Consider the following 20,293-nt stretch of genomic DNA (forward strand, 5'->3'; position numbering starts at 1 on the left):
GCTGGGGAACACGGAAATCAAGCGTTGATGCGGCGGGTGGGGTCGACGTACACGTTCTCGTCCATCACCCGAACCGCATACACGCCCACCGGCGCGAACGCGGGAGGGCACTGCGGCTGGCCCGAGCGCAGGTCGAAGCGGGCGCCGTGAAGCCAGCACTCGACCTCGCAGCCCTCAACATCGCCCTCAGCGAGGCTGACCGCGCCGTGCGTGCACAGCTCATCAATCGCATGCACCTGGCCGTCTTCGTCGCGGACGATTGCCATGCGCACGTCACCGACCACTGCCGGTGCGCCACCGACTTCGGGTAGGTCCGCCACTGCGCAGACAAGCTCGAACGCCTCGCTCATGCCTGTGACTCCTGCTCAGCTTTGATGCGCGCAGATGCCTCCAGCTCAACCTCAATTGCTGCGGTGAGTCGATCCACGACCTCGTCGATACCGATCTTCTTGATGACCTCAGCAAAGAAGGCGTGCACGATCATGCGGCGTGCTTCGTCTTCTCCGACACCGCGGCTCATCAAGTAGAAGAGCTGTTCATCGTCGAAACGTCCGGTTGTGGAAGCGTGCCCGGCGCCGACGATTTCACCGGTCTCGATCTCCAAGTTAGGGACGGAGTCCGCGCGTGGACCGTCAGTAAGAACGAGGTTGCGGTTCATCTCGTACGTCTCGGTGCCTTCAGCTGCGGCGCGGATGAGCACATCTCCCACCCACACGGTGTGGGCTTCTTCGCCTTGCAGGGCGCCTTTGTACTCCACGTTGGAGTAGCAGTGCGGCTCAGAGTGGTCGACGTAAAGACGGTGTTCGAGATGCTGGCCGGCATCAGCGAAGTACACGCCCAGGCCTTCAAAACGGCCACCGGTTCCGGCATACGTGGCGTTCGTGTTGACCCGCACGATCTTGCCGGACAAGCTCACCGCGATGTGTCGTACCGAGGCATCACGCCCCACAACCACGTCGTGCTGTGCAAGGTGAACGGCGTCGTCGTCCCATTCCTGCAGTGAGACCACCGATAGGTCTGCGCCATCGTCAGTAACGATCGACACCAAAGAGCCCAAACGTGCCGAGCCGGTGTGGCGCAGCACAAGACGAGCGCGTGAGTGCCGTCCCGCCGTGACGAGCAGGTGTGAGAACACTGCCTGGCCTTGCCCCACCGTGGGCACACGGATCGGCTCAGTGACATCAGCGTCAGCGGGGATGTCGATGCGTAGCACTGCGCCAGCTCGGGCTGCGGTGACTGCGGCAGCACGGTCTCCACCAGGCTGGGCGCCCAGCTCACGTGCCTCTTCCAGGGTCACAATCGAGGCAATGACCCCCTCGGGAAGATCAGCGGGCACCTGGGGTGGTGCGCATGTTTCACCTTCGGCGAAGAAGTCCCCGAGGCGATCCACCGGGGTAAAACGCCAGTCTTCTTCACGCCCATGCGGAACAGAGAAGTCAGATGGAGTAAACGAACGTGTGCGTTCAGCGCGGGACTGCTCTGGAACAAAGCCTTGCCCTGTAGAGGGCGTTACGGTTTCTGGGGTGACGAGCGGCATCAGCCGACGGCTCCTTCCATCTGCAGCTCGATGAGACGGTTCAGCTCAAGGGCGTACTCCATAGGCAGCTCACGTGCGATGGGCTCAACGAACCCGCGCACGATCACGGCCATGGCTTCGTCCTCGGTCAGGCCTCGGGACATGAGGTAGAACAACTGGTCTTCGCTGACCTTGGAAACAGTCGCTTCGTGTCCCATCTGGACATCGTCTTCACGGATGTCGACGTACGGGTAGGTGTCCGAGCGGCTGATGAGGTCAACCAGCAAGGCGTCACATTTGACGGTCGATTTAGAGCCGTGTGCGCCTTCATCCACCTGGACGAGGCCGCGGTACGAAGCGCGGCCACCGCCACGGGCAACGGATTTGCTGATGATGTTGCTTGATGTGTTTGGGGCGGCGTGCACCATCTTGGATCCGGTGTCTTGGTGTTGGCCTTCGCCAGCGAACGCGATCGACAATGTCTCGCCTTGGGCGTGCTCACCGAGCAGCCACACAGCCGGGTATTTCATCGTCACTTTGGAGCCGATGTTCCCGTCGACCCATTCCATCGTGGCGCCTGCTTCGCAGGTGGCGCGCTTGGTGACGAGGTTGTAGACGTTGTTGGACCAGTTCTGGATGGTCGTGTAGCGCACACGCGCATCTTTCTTGACAACGATCTCGACCACCGCGGAGTGCAGCGAATCAGTCTTGTAGATCGGGGCGGTACAGCCCTCGACATAGTGCACGTACGAGCCCTCGTCAGCGATGATCAGCGTGCGCTCAAACTGGCCCATGTTTTCCGTGTTGATACGGAAGTACGCCTGCAGCGGGATATCCACGTGCACGCCCGGGGGCACGTAGATGAACGATCCACCGGACCACACGGCCGTGTTCAATGCCGCGAACTTGTTGTCACCGGCAGGGATGACCGAGCCGAAGTACTCCTTGAAAAGTTCTTCGTGCTCACGCAAGCCGGTGTCCGTGTCAACGAAGATGACACCTTTTTCTTCGAGGTCTTCACGAATCTGGTGGTAGACAACCTCAGATTCATACTGCGCGGCCACACCTGCCACCAGACGCTGCTTCTCCGCCTCCGGGATGCCCAGCTTGTCGTAGGTGGCTTTGATGTCTTCAGGCAGGTCGTCCCACGTGGTGGCCTGCTTCTCCGTCGATTTAACGAAGTACTTGATGTTCTGGAAGTCGATACCTGTTAGGTCAGCACCCCAAGCGGGCATGGGTTTCTTATCGAACAGGCGCAGCGCCTTCAGGCGCAGCTTTTCCATCCATGCAGGCTCGTTTTTGCGTTTCGAGATGTCAGTGACGACATCTTCATTCAAGCCCCGTCGAGCACTTGCCCCGGCTGCGTCACTGTCGGCCCAGCCGAACTCATACCGGCCAAGATCCTTCAGGCCCGGATTGAGCTCTTCGATGTTGGTGCTCATCGCGGAGTCCTTTCATCATCTTTTATCTCGTGATTGCTGTGTGTCCGCGACCCGTGAGCTCGCACTGCGCGCGGTGTAGAAGTGCGGCACACATCTGCGCCGGAAGAACGATGCACCCTGATTGCAGGGACAAATGTGGTGCACACGTGGCCGCCACCGGCCAGTGTGGAAAGGCGCTGCACGTGAACGCCCAAAAGATCGGCGAATGCCGCTGCTTCGGCATCACACAACGACTGATACTCAGCCGCAACCGTTTGCACCGGGCAGTGCCCCTGGCACAGCTGCACCCCCGCCGTGGCGACATCGTCGCTCGTTGACCCTGCAGGCACCGGGCCTTGCACAGAGCGGGCAGTTGCAGCGAACCCCGCATCCGTCAGTGCCTCCGCCAATGCCACGGCGCGGCTAATCGGGTCCGGTCCGGCTTTCTCTACCTGCGGCGCTAGCGTGGCAACAAGATCCGCTGCTCGCTGAGCAGCGAACTCCTCCACCGCTTCAGGGCCCAGACGGGTGCTTAAAAATCGCAAGGCCGCTCGTGCGATGTCGTCGTAAGCGGCGTCAAGACTGCGGTGTGCCGCATCCGTCACCACATATACGCGGGCTGGTCGACCTCGCCCCCGTCCAGAGATATTGGCTTCACTGCCCGCAATGAACTGCTCTTCTTCTAGGGCAGTCAGGTGACGGCGCACAGCTGCCGGAGTGAGTTCTAGGTCTTCAGCGATCTGCGCTGCGGTAATAGGACCGTTTTCAACAATGCGGCGTAACACCTGTTCGCGGGTGCCCGCGCCTGCTGCGCGGAGAGTTTCCGCCCGGGCAGCAGGACGAGACGTGGATGCTTCATCCATAGCCATAACCTCCTGACGGATCGGAACTGTCGAGACACCTCAGCGATAAACGCAACATCATTCTTACTTAATTCTGGAAACCAGCAAAGAAGGGTCACCTAACCCGCATGCAACAGCCCGCAACACCCAAACCCAGCACGCCCCGCAGATAGACTCCGGCACGTGTCACGTCCAGCCGTGCTCGTACAGCACCTCGTCAAACAATTCGGAACCACCACAGCCGTAGCCGACGCCACCTGGTCAGCAAACCCCGGAGCCATCACCACCGTCCTAGGCCCCAACGGATCCGGAAAAACCACCACCATGGAATGCCTCGAAGGCCTCCAGGCACCCACCTCCGGGACCGTCCGCGTTCTGGGAGCCGACCCCCTCACCGTCAACCCCGAACACCGCGCCCGCGTCGGCGTCATGCTCCAAGACGGCGGCCTACCCAACACCGTCACCAGCGGCAGACTCCTACGCCACCTCGCCCACCTCTACCGCAACCCCATCCCCCCATCCGAACTCGCCGACCGCCTCGACCTAACCAGCTTCGAAAAAACCACCGTCCGGCGCCTCTCCGGCGGACAACGCCGACGCCTAGCCCTGGCCGCCGCCATCATCGGCCGCCCCCACGTTCTCTTCCTCGACGAACCCGCAGCCGGCCTAGACCCCCACGCCCGCCTCGACGTCTGGGACCTAGTCACAGAGCTACGCAACGCGGGTGTGTGCGTCATCATCACCACCCACTCCTTCGAAGAAGCAGAACGCCTCGCCGACCACGTCGTCGTCATGAACGAAGGCACCGTCGTCGCCGACGGAACCGTCCAGCACATCGCCGGAAATGACACCCTCGAAAACGCCTTCTTCAACCTCACCCCACGCCAGCGCCGCAGCTTCACCTCCCAGCAATGGATCAACGACCCCACAACCATGGAAGACTCCGCATGAGCGCCACAACCACCACCCCCTGCGGCCCCGCGCCCCGCCGCGCCATCATCCTTTCCCACGCGCGATTCGAACTAGGCACCCTGCTACGCAACGGCGAACAGCTCCTCGTCTCACTCATCCTTCCCCTCCTGGCCCTGGCCGCGTTCACCTACATCAACCTGCCCACCTCGCACGCCACCAGCCACACCCCCATCAACCTCATCACCCCCGGCGTACTCGCCCTAGCCATCACCTCCACCGCCTTCACCGGTCAAGCAATCTCCACCGGATTCGACAGGCGCAATGGCGTACTGCGCTACCTGGGTGTCACTCCCCTGGGCCGCACTGGACTCATCTGGGCCAAAGCCATCGCCGTGCTCGCCCTGGAAGTCATCCAGCTTCTCATCATCTCGGCTGCCGCTCTCGCTCTGGGCTGGCGCCCTGAACCGCTGAGCTTTCTCCTTTTCGCGCCAACCTGGATCCTTGGCACCTGGTGCTTCGTTGCCTTCGCTCTCCTGCTAGCCGGAGCCATGCGCGCCGAAGCCGTGCTCGCCCTGGCCAACCTCATCTGGGTTCTCCTCGTCGGCCTCGGTGGCATCTTGTTCCCGCCCGCTCTCCTTCCCGCATGGCTGGCCCCCCTCATCTCCTGGCTACCCGCCGCAGCCCTGGGTGAAAGCAGCCGCGCAGCCCTACTCCACAACGCGATAGACCCCACCGCACTTATCCTGCTCACCGCATGGGCGGCACTAGCCACATGGGCAGCCTCGCGCTTCTTCCGCTGGTCCGACTAACCAGCCGCTCAGCCGTTAAATAAAACCTTCTACGCTAGGAGTAACCGCCATGTTGTCCCTCATCTTCGGCGACAGATCAAACCCGGTTAATGACATGAACTCTATTTTTTCCGATCAAAAAACCGGATTCGACTGGGCACGCAACGTGCTAGCCGAGGCAGACATCGACCCTGCACAAAACCCAGTCGTCGCGATTAAGGAACTGCGCTCCAAAGAGCCCGCACTCAACCTCAAAACCGCGACATACATGGTGAAAAAAATCAACGCAGCCTGATCTTTTTCACCAAGAAAGTGTGGAGGAGACCCGACTATCTCCACACTTTCTTACACAGTCATAAGAACGAGGCCCAGGCCCGGGATGAGTGCCCCATAGGCAGATCATGACTGCGGGGCAGACAAGGGGCGCGGTTTCAAGCACAGTAATCACTCCCGACCCGCGCAACACGCCACATACTCCACCCGCACCCCACCCCGTAGAGTCTGCAGCGTGACCCAGACACCCAACTCCCCCGCACCCCCAGCAGCCAGCACCGACCCCCGCTGGATCTTCCCCCTCCTTATCGCCAACCTCATCGCCGAGATGGGCATCGTCGTTACTGGAGGGCTGGTCCGCCTCACCAAATCAGGGCTGGGATGCTCCACCTGGCCCCAATGCACCCCCGGCTCATTCGTACCCACTGCAACCCAGCCCGAAGGCTTCCACAAATACATTGAATTCGGGAACCGCACACTGACCTTCGTGCTCTCCGCACTGGCTATCGCCGTCGTCGTCGCAGCCTACAAACACCTCCGCGGACGCGGCTACCTCACCCCAGCCATGGTCATCCTTCTCGGCGTCCTCGCCCAAGCCGTCGTCGGTGGAATCACCGTCCTGACTGGCTTGAACCCAGCCACCGTGGCATTCCACTTCCTCGCCTCAATGGTTCTCGTTGCCGCAGCCACCTTGCTCGTTGTCAGATACGTCAACGAAAACCGCCCCAGCAGCAACTTCCCCCGCCCCGTCACCATCCTCGGGCGCACCATCATCGCCATCTACGCCGTGGTGCTCATCCTCGGGACCATTGTGACCGGCTCAGGGCCCCACTCCGGCGACGCAGCCACACCGGCCCGCCTCAACTTCGACATCCGAGCCGTCTCATGGCTGCACGCCGACTTCGTGACCGCATTCCTAGGCCTCGTCATCGGCATGCTCGTCGCGGTGTACCTCTGCAGCCCTGACCACGGCCCCCGCCGCGCCTGGAGCGCCGTTCTAGCCGTAACCATCCTGCAAGGCCTGCTCGGATACACCCAATACCTCCTGGCCGTACCCGAAGGTCTCGTGCTCGCTCACATGACTCTCGCCGCAGTCCTGACCGCGTCAGTCACCTGGGCATACCTCACGCTGCGACCCCACCCCGCAGCAACGAAAACGTCCGCCACCCCACCCCAGGTAGCGGACGTCACGAAGTAGTCCCGGTGCCGCTGGCCCTCACAGGCCAAGCGGCACAAAAATCAACGGATCTACAGCCACACCAACAAACAGCAACGTCAAATAGCTGATCGAAAAATGGAACAACCGCATCGGCTTCAACGCAGTCAACGTGGTGTTCGCTGGATCCTTCGCCCGCTTCAACAGCATGTGCGATTCCCGGATGAACAACGCCCCCGAAGCAACCGCCGTCACTGAGTAGACCCACCCCATCGGGGCCACCGGGATCAGCGCCAACGAGACAGCAACAGTCACCCAGGCGTACACAACCACCTGACGCGCCACCGACACATCCCGCGCCACCACCGGCAACATCGGAACACCCGCCGCGGCGTAATCATCCTTAAAACGCATCGACAACGGCCAGTAATGCGGCGGCGTCCAGAAAAACACCACCAAGAAAAGAATGATCGGAGCCCAGCCAATAGAGTTCGTCACCGCAGCCCAGGCAATCAGCACCGGCATGCACCCAGCAGCCCCGCCCCACACAATGTTCTGCGCCGTCCGACGCTTCAACACCATCGTGTAAAACACCACGTACAAAAAAAGCGCAGTCAACGCCAGCGCCGCGGACAACACGTTGACGAACCACACCAACGTCACTACCGCAGCCACGCCCAACAACACCGCGAAAACAAGTGCGCCGCGCTCCGAAACCGCACCCGTAGCCAATGGACGATTCTCGGTACGGTGCATCAAACGATCGATATCGCGATCCAAATAACAGTTGAAAACGTTCGACGACGCCGCCGCCAACGTTCCCCCCACCAAAGTCGCCGCGATCAAACCGACAGACGGAACCCCCCGCTCAGCAAGAAACATCACGGGAAACGTCGTCACAAGCAGCAGCTCGATAATGCGCGGCTTCGTCAACGAGACATAGTCACGCAAAACCTGCCGCCACGACCGCGAGGTATCCCCTCCGGGAGCCGAATTCGCTCGAGGTTGTATAGCAGTCACGGTGTCCTTCAATGTGAGAAACAGGGCGGCGCCAAAGGCAAAGGCACGAAGCCTCGCACAGACCCTTCACGGCAGCCTTCTACTTTGCCGCACGTGATGAGGATCACTCCACCCGAGGGCCGGATCAACGGCCAGCATACGCGGCTCAGATCACATCGAGGCCCCAGACCCCCCAACCTCGTCGCCAACACCCCTCAGCTTGTGTGCCAGAGCCCACAAACACACCCCGGTGCCGCGAACAACACACGACAATGTGAAGAGCGCTGCGACACGCGCCGATAGGGTCAAAGAGGAAAACCCGCAAGGCACCCGCCCCGGGAACAACCGTGTCTCATCCGGTGTTGCAGAAGGTCCGCGCCACCAACCCGCTGACCACGCCTCACCTGCATCAACGATTTGGATCAGGAGCACCTTGAATATGAGTGAAAACTCCACGGCTACAACACGCGACGCCTCGTTGCAGCCGCTGAAAGCTGACGCCCTCGGCTGGACCAGCACCGACCACCGTGCCGTCGACACAGCAAAAATCCTCGCGGCCGACGCCGTACAGCACAAAGGAGACGGCCACCCGGGCTCAGCCGTCTCACTCGCACCGGTCGCATACCTGCTCTACCACGACATCATGAACTACGACCCGTCCGACACTCACTGGCTCGGACGCGACCGATTCGTTCTCTCCGCAGGACACTCCAGCCTCACCCAGTACATCGCCCTCTACCAGGCAGGCATCGGCCTGGAACTCGAAGACATCAAAGCCCTACGCACCTGGGGCTCCAAAACCCCCGGTCACCCCGAGTTCCACCACACCGACGGCGTTGAAGTAACCACCGGCCCCCTCGGCTCAGGCCTAGCCACCGCCGTCGGAATGGCCTTCGAACAACGCCGCCTCCGCGGCCTGCTCGACCCCGACGCCCCCGAAGGAACCAGCCCCTTCGACCACCACATCTACGTCCTCGCCGGAGACGGATGCCTCCAAGAAGGCGTCGCCAGCGAAGCCTGCTCTCTAGCCGGCACCCAACAACTGGGCAACCTCACCCTCATCTACGACCAAAACCTCATCTCCATTGAAGACCGCACCGACATCTCCTTCACCGAAGACGTCGCCCAACGCTACGAGTCCTACGGCTGGGACGTCCGCCACGTCGACTGGCGCGGAGAAAACATCTCCTCCGAATACGTCGAAGACGTCGACGCCCTCGCCGCAGCCATCAACGAGGGCAAAAAGGTCACCGACAAACCCACCATCGTCATCCTGCGCACCATCATCTCCTGGCCCGCACCAACCAAGCAGGACACCGGCGCATCCCACGGCTCGGCCCTCGGCGCCGACGAAATCGCCAACATGAAAAAACTGCTCGGCTTCGACCCCGAAAAAACCTTCGAAGTCGACAACGACGTCATCACCCACACCCGCGAATCTTTCGCCACCAAAGGCGCCAAAGCCCGCGAAGAATGGCAAGGACGCTACGACGCCTGGAAAGCAGCCAACCCCGAACGCGCCGCATTCCTCCAGCGCCTCATCGACCACAAACTCCCCGACGGATTCGCCGAAGCATTCCCCGTCTTCGAAGCATCCGAAAAAGGCCTCGCCACCCGCGCAGCCTCCGGGAAAATCCTTTCCGCACTCGCCGACGTGATGCCCGAACTATGGGGCGGGTCAGCCGACCTGGCCGGATCCAACAACACCACCATGGACGGCCAACCCAGCTTCATCCCCGCCGAACACTCCACCAGCAAATTCTCCGGCACCAAATACGGCCGCACCCTCCACTTCGGCATCCGTGAAAACGGTATGGGCATGATCCTCAACGGCATCGCCCTCTCCGGGCTCACCCGCCCCTACGGCGGCACCTTCCTGACCTTCTCGGACTACATGCGCCCGGCCGTGCGCCTGGCCGCACTGCAGGACATCCCCGCCACCTTCGTTTGGACCCACGACTCCATCGGGCTCGGCGAAGACGGCCCCACCCACCAACCCATCGAACACCTACCTTCACTACGCCTCATTCCCCAACTGGACGTAGTCCGCCCCGGCGACGCCAACGAAACCGCCATCGCCTGGCGCACAATCCTCGAAAACCGACGCGCCACCGGCATCGTCCTATCCCGTCAAGCAATGCCCACCCTGGACCGCACCCGCTTTGCCTCCGCCGAAGGAGTCGCCAAGGGCGCATACGTCCTCGCTGACACCGACGGCACCCCCGACGTGGTCATCATTGGCACCGGCTCCGAACTGCACCTGGCAGTCCAAGCTGCCGAACAGCTCTCCACCGAAGGCATCAAGGCCCGCGTCGTCTCGGCCCCCTGCCTCGAATGGTTCGAAGCACAAGAGGAGTCCTACCGCGAAAGCGTCATCCCCACCGGAGTCAAAGCACGCGTAGCCGTCGAAGCCGCACACCCAGCCCTGTGGCGCACCATCGTCGGAGACGCCGGACGCGTCATCGGTATCGACCACTTCGGCGCATCCGCCGACAGCGCCACGCTCTACCGCGAGTTCGGCATCACCACCGAAGCAGTCGTTGCGGCTGCCAAAGAGTCCATCGCTGCAGTAGAAGGAAACTGATTCACATGACCATCAACAGCAACGTCAAAGCCCTCGCCGACGCTGGCGTCTCCGTCTGGCTCGATGACCTCTCCCGCACCCTCATCTCCAGCGGAGACCTACAAAAACTCATCGACGAATCCGGCGTAGTAGGCGTCACCACCAACCCCACAATCTTCGCCACCGCACTATCCAACGGCGAAGCCTACGCCGACCAGGTAGCACAGCTGGCCGCCGCCAACACCCCCGTTGATGACGCCGTCTTCGCCATCACCACCGACGACGTCCGTAACGCCTGCGACGTCCTCAAACCCATCTACGACGCCACCGGCGGCAAAGACGGACGCGTCTCCATCGAGGTCGACCCGCGCCTGGCCCACGAAACCGACGCCACCGTCGACATGGCCAAAAAGCTCTACGCCACCGTCGACCGCGAAAACGTGATGATCAAAATCCCGGCCACCACAGCGGGCCTACCGGCCATCACAGCCGTCCTGGCCGAAGGGATCTCCGTCAACGTCACCCTCATCTTCTCTCTCGACCAGTACCGCGGAGTCCTGGCAGCCTTCATCGAAGGCATCGAGAAAGCCAAAGAGGCAGGCAAAGACATCAGCAAGATCCACTCCGTAGCATCCTTCTTCGTCAGCCGCGTCGACACCGAAATCGACCCCCGACTCGAAAAGATCGGCACCGACGAAGCACTCGCTCTGCGCGGAAAAGCAGCAATCGCCAACGCACGCCTGGCATACCAAGTTTTCGAAGAAGCCTTCGCCACCAGCCGCTGGGACGTTCTCGAAGCAGCAGGCGCAAACAAACAACGCGCCCTGTGGGCATCCACCGGTGTGAAAAATCCCGAATACGACGACACCATGTACGTGGTCGACCTCGCTGCACCACACACGGTCAACACCATGCCCGGCAAAACCCTCGAAGCTGTCGCCGACCACGGCAAGGTCCGCGCCAACGCCATCGCTGGCAGCTACGAAGACTCCCAAGCCATCCTCGACAAGCTCGCCGCCCTCGGAATCTCCTACGACGAGGTCGTCACCAAGCTCGAAAAGGAAGGCGTCGAAAAATTCGAGAAGTCCTGGACCGAACTCCTGGACTCCCTCACCAGTGAACTGGAGGCCAAGAGCAAGTGAGTTCAGCGCGAGAGCCTGCAGCGGGGAATCCCCTCCGCGACCCTCGAGATAAACGACTTCCCCGCATCGCTGGGCCCTGCAGCCTAGTCATGTTCGGAGTCACCGGAGACCTATCCCGCAAAAAACTCCTACCAGCCATCTACGACCTGGCCAACCGCGGACTCCTGCCCGCCGGATTCAGCCTGATCGGATTTGGCCGCCGCGACTGGGACGACAACCAATTCGCCCAATTCGTGAAGGAGTCAGTGCAGGCCCACTCGCGCACTCCCTTCCGGTCGGAAACCTGGGACCAACTCCTCGGCGGCTTCCGGTTCGTCACCGGAGCCTTCGACGACGAAGAATCCTTCCACCGACTCAGTGATGTCGTGGTTGCTGCCGATGCCGAACGAGGCACCGGCGGCAACCACGCCTTCTACCTATCCATCCCACCCAACGCATTCGCAAAAGTCTGCGGACTCCTACACAAAACCGGCCTCGCCGACGACAGCGACGGCTGGCGCCGCGTTGTCATCGAAAAACCTTTCGGCCACGACCTCGAATCCGCACGCGAACTCGACCGCGTCATCTCTGACGTCTTCCCACCAGACTCGATCTTCCGCATCGACCACTACCTCGGCAAAGAAACCGTCCAAAACATCCTGGCGCTGCGATTCGCGAACCAGATGTTTGAACCCATCTGGAACGCCCACTACGTCGACCACGTCCAAATCACCATGGCCGAAGACATCGGCATCGGTGGACGAGCTGGCTACTACGACGGCATCGGCGCCGCCCGCGACGTCATCCAAAACCACCTCCTCCAACTACTGGCCCTAACCGCCATGGAAGAGCCCCTCGCATTCGACGCCGACCACCTACGCACCGAAAAAGAAAAAGCCCTAGCCAGCGTCATCATCCCCGGCCCCATCGAAGAATGCACCGCAAGAGGCCAATACACAGCCGGGTGGCAAGGCTCCGAACAAGTCCCGGCATACCTCGACGAAGAAGGCGTCAACCCCTCTTCACACACCGAAACATTCGCTGCCGTCAAACTTGAAGTCGCCACCCGTCGCTGGGCTGGTGTGCCCTTCTACCTGCGCACCGGAAAACGCCTCGCCAAACGCGTCACCGAAGTCGCAGTCGTCTTCCGCAAAGCACCCCACCTGCCCTTCGACCAAACCGCTACCGGAGAACTCGGCGCCAACGCCATCGTTATCCGTGTCCAACCCGACGAAGGCATCACCTTGCGCTTCGGAGCCAAGGTACCCGGAGACCAAATGGAAGTCCGCGACGTCACCATGGACTTCGGATACGGGCGTGCCTTCACCGAATCCAGCCCTGAAGCATACGAACGCCTCATCCTCGACGCCCTTATCGGCGACCCGCCCCTATTCCCTCGCCACGAAGAAGTCGAGCTCTCCTGGAAAATCCTCGACCCCATCACCGCACACTGGGAAAACAACGCCACCCGGCCAGAGCAATACACCCCCGGGGCGTGGGGCCCCAAGAGCGCACATGAGCTACTCGAACGCGACGGCCGCCAGTGGAGGATGCCATGATCATCGAACTACCCGACACCTCCATCCCCGCCGTCGCTAAACGCATCATCTCCGTACGCGAAAACAACGGCGCCATGGCGTTAGGGCGGGTCATGACCCTCGTGGTCATCACCGAAGAAGAAACACTCGAACCCGTACTCCACGAAGCCCAAAACGCCACCCGCCAACACCCCAGCCGCATCATCGTGGTGGTTTCAGGAAACCCAAACAGCACAAACAAAGTCGATGCCCAAGTGCGCATCGGCGGAGACGCCGGAGCAAGCGAAATCGTTGTTCTGAAGCTTTGCGGCGAACTCACCCGACACGGCTCAGCCGTCGTGCTTCCCCTCCTGCTAGCCGACTCCCCCATCGTGGCCTGGTGGCCCCGCACCGCACCCCACAACGTCGCTGCCGACCCGATCGGTGTCCTGGCGCAACGGCGCATCACCGACGCTCAAGCACAAAAAGAATCCATCAGCTCCATGCATCGCCGCGCCGAGCACTACCAGCCCGGCGACACTGACCTTGCCTGGACCCGCACCACCAGGTGGCGCGGAGTACTCGCCTCCCTGCTGGAACAGCCACCACACGAAAACGTCACAGCAGCAACAGTCACCGGAAACCCCGACTCAGCCTCTGCGCACCTGCTCGCCGCGTGGCTCCAAATACGACTCCAAGTACCCGTGCAGCTACTGACCACCACGGATCAAGAAGGAATCTACGGAGTAACCCTCGAACGCCCCTCCGGAACCACCCAACTCATCCGCCCCGACGGCATCACCGGATACATCACCCACCCCGGTGAACCCGAACGCTGCATCTCCCTACCGCGGCGCAACGATGACGAAAGCCTCGCCGACGAACTCTCCCGACTCGACGCCGACGAACCCTACGCCGAAGCACTCCGACTCGGCCTACCCGAAGTCACTATCACCCCACGGCAACACACCAACCCCCCGGCCTAACAGCAGCAAAATAGGGGTGAGGCCCAACCTTCAAGGGAGGGCCCCACCCCTATTTGTTACAGCTGGGCGGAAAACACCTAACCGGCGAAACGTGTAATAAGCCCAAGCCCAACGATCGATGCCAGCCACACCAACGCAATAAGAATCGTGTAGCGGTTGAGGTTACGTTCGGCCACCGACGAGCCACCCACAGTTGCGTGCATGGCACCACCGAACATCTCGGAGACGCCGCCACCCTGCCCCTTGTGCATGAGGATCAGAACGGTGAGGAACAAACTCGTGATGACCAGCACAACCTTGAGAACGATCGAGAGAATGTCCATGCGGTACTCCTGACCTGCCAAGCTTGACGGTACAGCGGGCACGGCGGTGCCCAATCCACTCATGAGTGTAGGCGATCACGTCGCTGCAGACGCAGCACAACCTACGCCTGCAGCGACGTGGCCGCTCAGAAACACTTCACCTCAAACAGTTCAGACTCAGTTTCCAGCCTGCTGGTAGGTGCAAATCGGTGTGAAGTCCTCTGCCTTCAACGAAGCGCCACCAACAAGCGCGCCATCAACATCAGGCTGAGCCATGATCTCCACGACGTTACCGGCCTTAACCGAACCGCCGTACAAAACACGCACGGCTTCAGCGGTCTGCTGGTCGTACAGCTCCGCGAGCTTGCCGCGGATCGCTGCGCACACCTCCTGCGCATCAGCCGGTGTCGCAACCTCGCCAGTGCCAATAGCCCAAATGGGTTCGTAAGCAATAACGATGCTCTTAACCTGCTCCACCGGAATACCGGCCAGGTCCGCTTCAATCTGGCCCAGAACATGCTCGACCTGACGGTTCTCTTTACGAACCTCAAGGGCCTCACCACAGCACAAAATAGGCGTAAGGCCGTGACGGTAGGCCGCCTTGACCTTACGGTTCAGCAGCTCGTCACTCTCGTGGTGGTATTCGCGACGCTCGCTGTGCCCAACCAGAACGTACGTGCATCCCAGCGCCTTGAGCATGTCACCTGAGATTTCACCGGTGTAGGCGCCACCATCGTGCTCAGAGATGTCCTGCGCGCCATAAGCGAGCTTCATGTTGTCGCCCTCAACGAGGGTCTGGACTGTGCGGATATCGGTGAAAGGCGGCACAACTGCGACCTCTACCGCCTCAAAGTCGTGCTTGGCGTCCTTCAACGCCCAGTCAAGTTTCTGCACCAAGTGGGCGCCCTGCTGGTGGTCCAGGTTCATCTTCCAGTTGCCCGCCATCAGGGGCGTACGGTTGCTCATCTCTCTCCTCGAACACGACTCTGTTACAACGAAAAAAAGGGGGGTACTGCTGCCCAGGAAACCGGGCGTCTTTTTGTGGTGGCCGCCAAGCGGGGCCACCACAAAAAGAGAGAACTACTTACTTAGAAAGAATCTCGATACCAGGCAGCGCCTTACCTTCGAGGTACTCGAGGCTGGCGCCACCACCGGTAGAGATGTGCCCGAAGTCGTTGTCAGAGAAGCCCAGGCTCCGCACAGCAGCAGCCGAGTCACCGCCACCGACAACCGTCAACGCGCCACTCTTGGTCGTCTCAACAAGCGCAGCCGCAACGGCTTTAGTGCCGCCAGCGAACGATCCCATCTCGAAGGCACCCATCGGACCATTCCAGAAAATGGTTTTGCAGTCCTCGAGCTTGGAAGCAAACAACTTCTCCGTCTCAGGACCAATGTCAAGACCCATCTGATCAGCAGGGATCTCCTCAGAGGAAACCACCGAAATCGGACCGTCCTCACCGAACTCCGGAGCGATCCGCGTGTCCACCGGCAACACCAGCTCGACACCGTTGGCCTCGGCAGCCTCAATGAAGCCCTTGCACGCCTCGATCTTCTCCGGGTCGAGCAGGCTCTTGCCCACCTCGAAACCACGGGCAGCCTGGAACGTGTACGCCATACCGCCACCGATGATTAGACGGTCGGCGGTCTTCATCAGGTTCTCGATAACAGCCAGCTTGTCGGCAACCTTCGCGCCCCCCAACACCACCGCGTACGGACGCGCAGGCTCCTCGGTCAAACGCTTAAGCACCTCAACCTCAGAACGCACCAACCCACCGGCGTAAGCAGGAAGTCGCGTCGCAATGTCATACACCGAGGCCTGCTTACGGTGCACCACACCGAAGCCATCAGAAACATATGCGTCAGCCAACGCGGCAAGCTTGTCGGCGAACGCTCCTCGCTCAGCCTCGTCCTTGCTTGTCTCACCAGCGTTGAAACGCAGGTTCTCCAACAGTGCGACCTGGCCATCCTGCAATCCAGCAACAACGCTGGCAGCAGACTCACCCACCGTGTCCTCAGCGAACGCGACATCCAAACCAAGCAGCTCACTCAAACGCCCCACTACTGGCTTAAGCGAGTACTTTTCCTCCGGCGTGCCCTTCGGACGCCCCAAGTGAGCCACCACGATGACCCGCGCGCCCGCATCAGCCAGCGCCTTAATCGTGGGGATCGAGGCCCGCACACGACCGTCATCGGTGATGTTGCGGGATTCATCCAGCGGCACGTTCAAGTCGCTACGAACCAGCACGCGCTTACCGCTCACACCCGAGTTAATGAGCTCCTCGGTGGTCTTCATACGCATTCACTCCTTCAGAGCCCGACCACATGGACAACACCACGAGCCAGGCGATGCAAAGTTCAGGTAGATCGAGCCCGCATCCACACCGGAACGAGCCCAGACAACAACGCGTGCGCCGGGCGACCGGGATTCCGGCCACCCGGCGCACGCGCGAAGTCAATGCGAAGCGACGGAGACGATGACGTGATCAGCCACTCCGTGCCACGCCACATCGATGAGATCGACGTCAGAGCGACTTGCCGACCAGCGTGGTCAGGTCCACGAGGCGGTTGGAGTAACCCCACTCGTTGTCGTACCAGCCGACAACCTTCACCTGGTTGCCGATGACCTTGGTCAAACCAGCGTCGAAGATGCAGGAGTGCGGGTCGGTCTCAATGTCCTTGGACACGATTGGGTCCTCGGTGTAGGACAGGATGCCCTTCAGCGGGCCCTCCGCGGCGGCCTTGACCGCAGCATTGATCTCCTCAACCGTGGTTTCCTTGCCAGCTTCGAAGGTGAGGTCGGTGGCCGAACCCGTCGGCGTGGGAACACGCAGAGCGTAGCCGTCGAACTTGCCCTTCAGCTCCGGCAGAACCAGCGCCACAGCAGAAGCGGCACCCGTCTTGGTCGGGACAATGTTCAGGGCTGCAGCGCGGGAACGACGCAGGTCGCTGTGCGGGCCGTCCTGCAGGTTCTGGTCGGCGGTGTATGCGTGCACCGTCGTCATCAGACCCTTCTCGATACCTACGGCCTCGTTGAGGACCTTGGCCATCGGGGCCAGGCAGTTCGTCGTGCACGAAGCGTTCGAGATGATCGTGTGCTTGGCGGCGTCGTAGTCACCGTCGTTGACACCCATGACGATGGTGATGTCTTCGTTCTTCGCCGGAGCGGAGATGATGACCTTCTTTGTACCACCGGTGAGGTGCTTCTTAGCGTCCTCAGCCTTGGTGAAACGACCCGTGGACTCGATCACGATGTCCGCGCCAACAGAAGCCCAGTCCAGGTTGGCCGGGTCGCGCTCTTCGAAAACCTTGATGGTCTTACCACCAACGGTGATCGAGGACTCGTCGTAGGTGACGTCCTGCGGGAAACGCCCCAGGATCGAGTCGTACTTGAGCAGGTGGGCGAGAGTCTTGTTGTCGGTGAGGTCGTTGACCGCAACGATCTCGACATCGGCGCCAGATGCGGCGACAGCACGGAAGAAGTTGCGGCCAATACGGCCGAATCCGTTGATACCTACGCGAACAGTCACAGGTGAACCTTCCTGGAAGCGTTGTCTATGAACGGTGCGGGCACGTCATCAGCGTGGACCCGAAACGGGCGACCACTGTGAGAAAGCCTTCCGGCGTACCCCTCACAGTGTTCAACGCGTATATCTCCCCACTGTTCCTTATAGAGCAGTGAGATTCACCGAAATATGCGTAGAGCAAGCCATATGGCCCGTCGCACGCACACTCGATGGGAGATTCCGTTCGAGTCGCACACCTGCGTGCGACACTCCGAGCCTATGCCATGAGCACGCCGCCCAAAATCCTTACCTACGAGATAGAGACTTTCGTCTCTCTCCTTTTCGCAACAATTTGCGTCTGAGCTGCAAAATCAGATGAGATTCCCGATCAGGAATCAACTGTCTCCTCATTCAAAGCAGACTCGGTATTCGGTATCCCCAACGACGCGGCCCTCTTATCCGCCATCGCCAACAATCGCCGAATACGGCCAGCGACAGCATCTTTGGTCATCGGAGGCTGAGCCAAACCACCCAGTTCCTCCAAACTCGCCTGCTTATGCGCCAACCGCAGCTCCCCAGCAGCCTTCAGATGATCCGGGACGTCATCACCCAAAATTTCCAACGCACGACGCACCCGCGCCCCCGCAGCCACCGCCGCCCGTGCAGATCTGCGCAAATTCGCGTCATCAAAATTAGCCAACCGGTTCGCTGTAGCCCGAACCTCCCGACGCACCCGACGCTCTTCCCACGCCAAGACAGCATCATGAGCACCCATCCGCGTCAGCATCGCCCCAATAGCGTCACCATCACGAATCACCACCCGATCCACACCACGCACCTCACGAGCCTTAACCGCGATACCCAGCCGGCGGGCCGCACCCACCATCGCCAACGCAACCTCTGGCCCCGGACTGGTGATCTCCAGCGAACTCGACCGCCCCGGCTCCGTCAACGACCCATGCGCCAAAAACGCGCCACGCCAAGCAGCTTCCGCATCACACGTCGACCCATTCACCACCCGCGGCGGCAATCCCCGCACCGGGCGGCCCCGCATATCAATCAACCCTGTCTGCCGCGCAACCGCCGCGCCACCTTCATGCACCTGCACCACATACCGCGTAGAACGATGCAAACCACCGGCAGCAACCACCATGAATCGCGACTGCACCCCATACAACTCACCCAACACCGCATGCAGCCGCCGGGCACTAGCTGCCGTATCCACCTCAGCCTCAATCACCACCTGACCCGAGACGAGATGTAACCCCCCTGTGAACCTCAACAAAGCACTCACCTCTGCCTTTCGGCAGCACGGCTTAGTCACGCTCAGCCGACTCAACTCGTCTTTCACCTTCGCGGTCATCGCCATGTCGACAATCCTGCCACCCGGGTCAAGCACCCCTTAGAGCGCGCAGAAGCACCCCAAACACGCAAGACCCCAACGAAACCCAACTCAGGCAAACAAATCCCGATACGCCGCAGCCAACCGCAACGTGTCATGCACCTCAGCAGACTCATTGGAGGCCAACCGCGTCAACACCACCGTGGCGCCAAGCTCAGCAGCCGCGTCCCGCAACGCTTCCTCATCATCAACCGCAGCCGGATCCGCCAACACCGCATCCACCCGGAACCCCGGCGCATAGGCCGCCAGCGACTCAATATGCCGCGCAGCCGTATACCCACTCGTCTCATCCGTGCCCGGCGACAAATTCAACGTCAACACACGTTTAGCCGAGGTTTGACACAGCGCAGCCCGCAACTGCGGCACCAACATGTGCGGCATCACCGACGTAAACCACGAACCAGGCCCAAGAATCACCCAATCTGCCTGATCAATCGCATCCAACGCCTCCGGGCACGCCGGAGGATCCGCCGGATCAAGACGCACCGACGCCACCTGGCCATTCGTCTTCGCCACAGACACCTGACCCCGCAGCAACACCGACGCCTGCGGATCTTCAGGCACCAAATCAGTCACATCAGCCTCAATCACCAACGGCACCCCAGCCATTGGCAAAACCCGCCCACGGGCATCCACCAGACGCACCAACGCATCCAACCCCGCAACCGGGTCATCCAACAGATCCCACAACGTCAGAATCAGCAAATTCCCCGCCGCGTGGCCCTCTAACGGACCACCAGCCCCATAACGGTGCTGCAACACTTGACGCCACCGACGCCCCTCCGCGGTGTCATCACACAACGCTGCCACCGCCATCCGCAGATCACCAGGCGGCAACACTTCATACTCACGCCGCAATCGACCGCTGGAGCCGCCATCATCAGCAACCGTCACCACTGCCGTGATCTCATCAGTCACATGGCGCAATGCCCCCAACGATGCAGCCAAACCATGACCACCCCCCAACGCCACAACGCGTGGATCCCCAATGC

The 20,293-nt window shown here is 61.1% G+C and carries 19 protein-coding genes; 8 read left to right on the forward strand and 11 right to left on the reverse strand.

Annotation, left to right across the window (positions count from 1 at the left end):
• Nucleotides 1-17: 17 nt before the first annotated feature.
• The 4 genes from CKV89_RS08570 to CKV89_RS08585 are packed head-to-tail and all read right to left on the reverse strand — an operon-like array spanning nucleotide 18 to nucleotide 3,800.
• Complete coding sequence (locus CKV89_RS08570) at nucleotides 18-350, reverse strand: non-heme iron oxygenase ferredoxin subunit (RefSeq protein WP_028326315.1); 333 nt, start codon at nucleotides 348-350, stop codon at nucleotides 18-20.
• A complete protein-coding gene (gene sufD, locus CKV89_RS08575; protein ID WP_034400368.1) occupies nucleotides 347-1,537 on the reverse strand; it encodes a Fe-S cluster assembly protein SufD in 1,191 nt (396 codons plus the stop codon). The genes CKV89_RS08570 and sufD overlap by 4 nt, the downstream gene beginning before the upstream one ends.
• Entirely contained in the window at nucleotides 1,537-2,958 is a 1,422-nt protein-coding gene (gene sufB, locus CKV89_RS08580) for a Fe-S cluster assembly protein SufB (protein ID WP_028326316.1), read from the reverse strand. Before sufB ends, sufD begins: the two co-directional genes overlap by 1 nt.
• A complete protein-coding gene (locus tag CKV89_RS08585) occupies nucleotides 2,955-3,800 on the reverse strand; it encodes a helix-turn-helix transcriptional regulator (RefSeq protein WP_051277334.1) in 846 nt (281 codons plus the stop codon). Before CKV89_RS08585 ends, sufB begins: the two co-directional genes overlap by 4 nt.
• A gap of 162 nt (nucleotides 3,801-3,962) precedes the next feature.
• Between CKV89_RS08585 and CKV89_RS08590 the strand changes: the two genes are divergently transcribed.
• The 4 genes from CKV89_RS08590 (at nucleotide 3,963) to CKV89_RS08605 (ending at nucleotide 6,950) form a co-directional block, all read left to right on the forward strand.
• Nucleotides 3,963-4,730, forward strand: a complete 768-nt coding sequence (locus CKV89_RS08590; protein ID WP_231935370.1) for an ABC transporter ATP-binding protein — start codon at nucleotides 3,963-3,965, stop codon at nucleotides 4,728-4,730.
• Nucleotides 4,727-5,500, forward strand: coding sequence for an ABC transporter permease (locus CKV89_RS08595; protein ID WP_028326318.1), 774 nt, complete (start codon nucleotides 4,727-4,729; stop codon nucleotides 5,498-5,500). The genes CKV89_RS08590 and CKV89_RS08595 overlap by 4 nt, the downstream gene beginning before the upstream one ends.
• Before the next feature lie 94 nt (nucleotides 5,501-5,594).
• On the forward strand, nucleotides 5,595-5,774 hold the full coding sequence (locus CKV89_RS08600) for a hypothetical protein (RefSeq protein WP_154657551.1): 180 nt from the start codon (nucleotides 5,595-5,597) through the stop codon (nucleotides 5,772-5,774).
• A 213-nt stretch (nucleotides 5,775-5,987) separates the two neighbouring features.
• Nucleotides 5,988-6,950, forward strand: coding sequence for a COX15/CtaA family protein (locus CKV89_RS08605; protein ID WP_051277083.1), 963 nt, complete (start codon nucleotides 5,988-5,990; stop codon nucleotides 6,948-6,950).
• A gap of 18 nt (nucleotides 6,951-6,968) precedes the next feature.
• On the opposite strand, the gene CKV89_RS08610 is transcribed toward CKV89_RS08605, so the two are convergent.
• Nucleotides 6,969-7,928 carry a heme o synthase gene (locus CKV89_RS08610; RefSeq protein WP_028326320.1) on the reverse strand — a complete coding sequence of 320 codons (960 nt, stop codon included), beginning with the start codon at nucleotides 7,926-7,928 and terminating at the stop codon, nucleotides 6,969-6,971.
• A gap of 418 nt (nucleotides 7,929-8,346) precedes the next feature.
• On the opposite strand from CKV89_RS08610, the gene tkt reads away from it, so the two are divergent.
• From tkt to CKV89_RS08630, 4 genes are read left to right on the forward strand one after another with little or no spacing between them, the layout of a single operon-like run.
• A complete protein-coding gene (tkt, locus tag CKV89_RS08615; RefSeq protein WP_028326321.1) occupies nucleotides 8,347-10,491 on the forward strand; it encodes a transketolase in 2,145 nt (714 codons plus the stop codon).
• Nucleotides 10,492-10,496: 5 nt separating this feature from the next.
• Nucleotides 10,497-11,612, forward strand: a complete 1,116-nt coding sequence (tal, locus tag CKV89_RS08620; protein ID WP_028326322.1) for a transaldolase — start codon at nucleotides 10,497-10,499, stop codon at nucleotides 11,610-11,612.
• Nucleotides 11,609-13,150: a glucose-6-phosphate dehydrogenase gene (gene zwf / locus CKV89_RS08625; protein WP_028326323.1), complete on the forward strand. Its 1,542-nt coding sequence runs from the start codon at nucleotides 11,609-11,611 to the stop codon at nucleotides 13,148-13,150. Before tal ends, zwf begins: the two co-directional genes overlap by 4 nt.
• Nucleotides 13,147-14,094 (forward strand): glucose-6-phosphate dehydrogenase assembly protein OpcA, encoded by a 948-nt coding sequence (locus CKV89_RS08630; protein ID WP_051277086.1) that lies wholly within the window; start codon nucleotides 13,147-13,149, stop codon nucleotides 14,092-14,094. The genes zwf and CKV89_RS08630 overlap by 4 nt, the downstream gene beginning before the upstream one ends.
• A 77-nt stretch (nucleotides 14,095-14,171) precedes the next feature.
• Here the strand turns inward: CKV89_RS08630 and secG are convergent, their stop codons facing one another.
• The 6 genes from secG to CKV89_RS08660 form a co-directional block, all read right to left on the reverse strand.
• Entirely contained in the window at nucleotides 14,172-14,417 is a 246-nt protein-coding gene (gene secG, locus CKV89_RS08635; RefSeq protein WP_028326324.1) for a preprotein translocase subunit SecG, read from the reverse strand.
• A 156-nt stretch (nucleotides 14,418-14,573) separates the two neighbouring features.
• Entirely contained in the window at nucleotides 14,574-15,362 is a 789-nt protein-coding gene (tpiA, locus tag CKV89_RS08640) for a triose-phosphate isomerase (protein WP_028326325.1), read from the reverse strand.
• Between the two features lie 118 nt (nucleotides 15,363-15,480).
• Entirely contained in the window at nucleotides 15,481-16,689 is a 1,209-nt protein-coding gene (locus CKV89_RS08645; RefSeq protein ID WP_028326326.1) for a phosphoglycerate kinase, read from the reverse strand.
• Between the two features lie 229 nt (nucleotides 16,690-16,918).
• Nucleotides 16,919-17,923 carry a type I glyceraldehyde-3-phosphate dehydrogenase gene (gene gap, locus CKV89_RS08650; protein WP_028326327.1) on the reverse strand — a complete coding sequence of 335 codons (1,005 nt, stop codon included), beginning with the start codon at nucleotides 17,921-17,923 and terminating at the stop codon, nucleotides 16,919-16,921.
• Nucleotides 17,924-18,287: 364 nt separating this feature from the next.
• Nucleotides 18,288-19,268, reverse strand: coding sequence for a DNA-binding protein WhiA (whiA, locus tag CKV89_RS08655; protein ID WP_028326328.1), 981 nt, complete (start codon nucleotides 19,266-19,268; stop codon nucleotides 18,288-18,290).
• 84 nt (nucleotides 19,269-19,352) lie between these two features.
• The gene (locus tag CKV89_RS08660) at nucleotides 19,353-20,291 is read right to left on the reverse strand and encodes a gluconeogenesis factor YvcK family protein (protein ID WP_084440921.1); all 939 of its coding nucleotides are present in this window, start codon (nucleotides 20,289-20,291) and stop codon (nucleotides 19,353-19,355) included.
• Between the last annotated feature and the right edge of the window lie 2 nt (nucleotides 20,292-20,293).

Origin of the sequence: Dermatophilus congolensis (assembly GCF_900187045.1) — a bacterium.
In the GTDB taxonomy this organism is placed as follows: Bacteria; Actinomycetota; Actinomycetes; order Actinomycetales; family Dermatophilaceae; genus Dermatophilus; species Dermatophilus congolensis.